This window comes from Companilactobacillus keshanensis (assembly GCF_003946205.1).
Classification (GTDB): Bacteria; Bacillota; Bacilli; order Lactobacillales; family Lactobacillaceae; genus Companilactobacillus; species Companilactobacillus keshanensis.
Genome location: NZ_RHOS01000038.1, coordinates 1 through 3,903, shown reverse-complemented (window position 1 = coordinate 3,903; position 3,903 = coordinate 1). Strand labels below are relative to the sequence as shown.

Below are 3,903 nucleotides of genomic sequence, written 5' to 3'. Positions count from 1 at the left end.
GTATAGAAATTTGTCCATCAAAGTATTCATTTACTAGTTTGACTTTGAATTCTGAAGAGTATTTGGTCATAAAAAAAGTGCCCCCAAAGTTGTTAGATTATGTCTAACAATTTTAGGGCACTTCACACCCGCACATTTCTTTTTATTTTTTAATCCTCTACTTTAACTGATTCCATAACTATATCTTCATTTGGTTTGTCGTTACGATCACGTTTAGCACGTGCAATTTCTCTAACGACGTCCATGCCATCAATAACTTGACCAAAAACAGTATGTCTGTGATCTAGCCAAGGAGTTCCACCATTCTTATATGCAGCAATGATTTCCTCAGGATACCCAGCTGGTGCCATCTGTTTTACCATTCTCTTAGGTAAATTTTGATTTGAAACGATGAAGAATTGACTACCATTAGTATTAGGACCTGAGTTAGCCATTGATAGTGCGCCATCTAAATTATAAAGTTGGTCTGAAAATTCATCTTCAAACGCTTCTCCATAGATACTTTCGCCACCCATACCAGTTCCGGTTGGATCACCACCTTGAATCATGAAATCAGGGATCACACGATGAAAAATAATTCCGTTGTAATATTCCTTTTTGGCCAATTCAACAAAGTTTTTAACTGTCTTTGGAACTAATTCATCAAAAAGTTGAATCTTGATATCACCATGGTTAGTTTTGATAGTAATTTTTGTACCAGTTGCATTATCTAAATCTAATTGTGGATACATACTTTTCCTCTTTTCAGTCTATTTCCGAAAAATATTCGTAATTTAATTATATCAATATTTAAAAGGTTGGAGAACTTAAATGAAAAAGACTTGTATAATCCATAATTTATTAACTGGCGAGACTATCAAAATCAAATTGACCACCAACAAATACTTTCAACATACCGACGAAACGCTCTACCTTAAAGCTGCCTATATTCTTTTGACATTATGCAAAGAAAATCATCAAACTGGTGGTCAACAGTGTGAGCTCTACCAAAATCTAAATGAAGATCTAAGGATTTTGATCAAGCAATTAAATTAGAACCAAATTGGTAGCATAAAGGAAGCAACCGCTTCAGCATCATACTTAACGGCCTTTGGCTTCAGATATTTATACAGCTCAACTAGTGCTGCCGGTAATTTACTACCATTTTTAAAGTAATACAAAGAAATTTCCTTACATAATTTGGTAGCTATCAAATCAGTGTAATCACTTTTTTCTAATTGAGTTGCATATTTTAAGAGCATAGCTTTCACATCAGGATATGCTTTTACGGATTCATCGGAATATGCTTTACTTATTTGGTCCAACATTAATTTAACTTCTTCATTATCTTTTTTCATATTTATTCCCCTATTAATTTCACGCCGCTAGTCTTGTAAGAACCGTCTTGATATACAAAAACTGCCCCATATAAATCATTTCTGTGCGTTAACTTATTATCTCCAGCAAAGAATAATCTCTTTGCCTCAATTTCACCAACAATTGAATCCCTTGTAAAAACCGTAACACTAGCTAAATTCGTCTGTAACGGAAAACCCGTTCTAGGATCGATCACATGATGATACTTCTCCCCATCAATTTCTAAAAATCGTTCATAGATACCCGTCGTAACGGCAGAACAGGCTGGTAATTTGACACTACCAATTGAATTTCCACGATTACTAGTGGGATCTTGAATTCCAATTATCCACTGTGAATCATCATGCACACTATCTCCAACAAATAATAAATTACCGCCTAGATCAATAATTCCGCTATTGATCCCAAAAGAATACCACAAATCTCTGATCCTATCAGCGATATATCCTTTGGCAATGCCACCTAAATCTAATTCCATACCAGGACATTTCAAAAATACAGCTAGATTTTTGTCGTCTAGCCGTATTTGTTTTGGATCAATCAATTTCAACTTTTCTTTGATAGCTTCATCTTCTGGTCGATTGGCTCCAATAAAACCGATTTTCCATAATTTTACTAGAGGTCCGATAGCAGCGTTAAAACCGAAGTTTTCACGGCTGTAATAGACAGATCGTTTTACTAACCCATATGTAGCAGGACTTACTTGAACAAAATTACTACCTGCTGCTTGATTGATACTCATAACTTCTGAATTGGTCCGATTGACCGTTAGAATATCTTCAAAATGACGTATCAGCTTCATTGCCGCAACTATCGCCCAATCATTTTTCGTACCAAATGTCGTTAGATTGATCTGAGTTCCTAACGCATAGAAACTTTTTTTAGTTTTCTTATTTGCCAAATTATTTATCATCGTGTTTTGAAGCACCAGTCATAGCATCTGGAATTGGCTTTTTTATTTCTTTATGCTCTGAAGCACCCGTTGTTGCATCAGGCGTATCTGATATTAATTCTTTAATATGACTAATATCTCCAGTAAACTCCATAGTTCCTAAATAATTTTTATCTTCATCACGAATAGCAAAGTATTGAACATACGCCAATTTTCCATGCAAAGGCATGCACATTTCGTATTGGTCTTCTTGACCATTTTTAAATGAATCAATAACTTTTTTAACGAATGGTAACACTTTTGCTGGATGACATTCTTCAACCGTTTCACCTAAAATATCAGTGGAACGCTTATGTACACGTTCCTTTTGATCTGAAAAATATCTAAAATGATCGCTTTGGTCAATAAAATCAACTTCAAACGGTAATGTATTAAAAATTTGTTGAATTTCCTTTAATGACAATCTTCCAGTCTTAAAATTAACGTATCCTTCTTTAAACTCTGGCTCTGACATAATATCCACTCCCTAATTTGTAATATCATTCACAATCTCATTCTATTATAATAAGTTCTGACTTACCAGAAAGGATCGTAATAACTTGAATACATTCATCAAAAACATTCTATTTAAAGTCGATTGGGAAAGCTTAGTGCAACATGTACTATCCGTCGTAAGCCAACTTATCCTTTTGACTATTGTTTTACTATTGATAAATTGGATCGGCAAAAAGATCATTAAACATGTTTTCAAAAGCAATTTAAAAATCAGCAAGAATCCTATTCCTCAAAATAAAATGGATACGATATATACAATCGTTCTAAATATTTTCCGTTATATTCTGCTGTTCTTTTGGATATATGCTTTACTATCCGCCATCGGTATACCTGTTGGAACCTTGATTGCCGGCGCCGGAATATTTAGTTTGGCAATTGGACTTGGAGCACAGGGATTCGTCTCCGATATGGTCAACGGTTTCTTCATCTTGTTGGAACAACAAATAAGTGTCGGCGATACGATTCAGGTCAACAATATTGAGGGAGTAGTAACCTACGTCGGAATTCGTACCACTCAAATCAAAAGCGTCGATGGTACATTGAACTTTATACCGAATCGCAATATCACCGTTGTCAGCAATAAATCCAGAAACGATATGCAAGCCTTGATCAACATACCGGTATACAGCAATTCTCCCTTTGAAGAAATAAAAAAAGTTATCCGAGAAGTTAATGCTGGGCTAAGCATCAACAGCCTTCAGATAACTAAAGCTCCAACTGTTCTGGGATTTTCTAATTTAAATGACGGTACGTTAGTCCTACAGGTCCATGCATATACGAAACACGGGGAACAATATGCTGTGAAAAATTTACTTTTGAAAAAGTACCTCATTGCGCTCAATGATGCCGGAATCAAGCTACCTAAGTAGGCTTCTAATAAAACAAAAAGAGCTGGCGGCTCTCTTGCCGCCGCATTATCCAAATCTACAATAATTAAAAAGAACGCTAAGAAATTTTATTTGGCACTGCAACTATTTTTTGAGACATTAAAATAAAAGCACTTCTTTTATTGGGCTATTAAGTTCCGGTATTCTACCGGCGACTGATAGCCCGGTTTTTCGAATATTCGTTCTTCATTCCAAAATTTGATGTATTCTTCT

General features: G+C 35.2%; 7 protein-coding genes. 2 read left to right on the top strand and 5 right to left on the bottom strand.

Going from position 1 to position 3,903, the window contains the following annotated elements; all coding sequences use genetic code 11:
- Window positions 1-149: 149 nt before the first annotated feature.
- Window positions 150-731 (bottom strand): peptidylprolyl isomerase, encoded by a 582-nt coding sequence (locus EKM64_RS11220; RefSeq protein ID WP_125678552.1) that lies wholly within the window; start codon window positions 729-731, stop codon window positions 150-152.
- A gap of 79 nt (window positions 732-810) precedes the next feature.
- Here EKM64_RS11220 and EKM64_RS11215 point away from each other — a divergent pair, with 79 nt between their 5' ends.
- The gene (locus EKM64_RS11215; protein ID WP_125678550.1) at window positions 811-1,035 is read left to right on the top strand and encodes a hypothetical protein; all 225 of its coding nucleotides are present in this window, start codon (window positions 811-813) and stop codon (window positions 1,033-1,035) included.
- Here the strand turns inward: EKM64_RS11215 and EKM64_RS11210 are convergent.
- From EKM64_RS11210 to EKM64_RS11200, 3 genes are read right to left on the bottom strand one after another with little or no spacing between them, the layout of a single operon-like run.
- On the bottom strand, window positions 1,032-1,337 hold the full coding sequence (locus tag EKM64_RS11210; RefSeq protein WP_125678548.1) for a bacteriocin immunity protein: 306 nt from the start codon (window positions 1,335-1,337) through the stop codon (window positions 1,032-1,034). The two genes, EKM64_RS11215 and EKM64_RS11210, sit on opposite strands and share 4 nt — an antisense overlap.
- Window positions 1,338-1,339: 2 nt before the next feature.
- Complete coding sequence (locus EKM64_RS11205) at window positions 1,340-2,269, bottom strand: FAD:protein FMN transferase (protein ID WP_125678547.1); 930 nt, start codon at window positions 2,267-2,269, stop codon at window positions 1,340-1,342.
- Entirely contained in the window at window positions 2,259-2,762 is a 504-nt protein-coding gene (locus EKM64_RS11200) for a PAS domain-containing protein (protein WP_125678546.1), read from the bottom strand. The genes EKM64_RS11205 and EKM64_RS11200 overlap by 11 nt, the downstream gene beginning before the upstream one ends.
- A gap of 85 nt (window positions 2,763-2,847) precedes the next feature.
- On the opposite strand from EKM64_RS11200, the gene EKM64_RS11195 reads away from it, so the two are divergent.
- Window positions 2,848-3,672 (top strand): mechanosensitive ion channel family protein, encoded by an 825-nt coding sequence (locus EKM64_RS11195; RefSeq protein WP_125678545.1) that lies wholly within the window; start codon window positions 2,848-2,850, stop codon window positions 3,670-3,672.
- Window positions 3,673-3,809: 137 nt separating this feature from the next.
- Here EKM64_RS11195 and EKM64_RS11805 read toward each other — a convergent pair whose 3' ends face one another.
- The gene (locus EKM64_RS11805; RefSeq protein WP_225421023.1) at window positions 3,810-3,893 is read right to left on the bottom strand and encodes a hypothetical protein; all 84 of its coding nucleotides are present in this window, start codon (window positions 3,891-3,893) and stop codon (window positions 3,810-3,812) included.
- Between the last annotated feature and the right edge of the window lie 10 nt (window positions 3,894-3,903).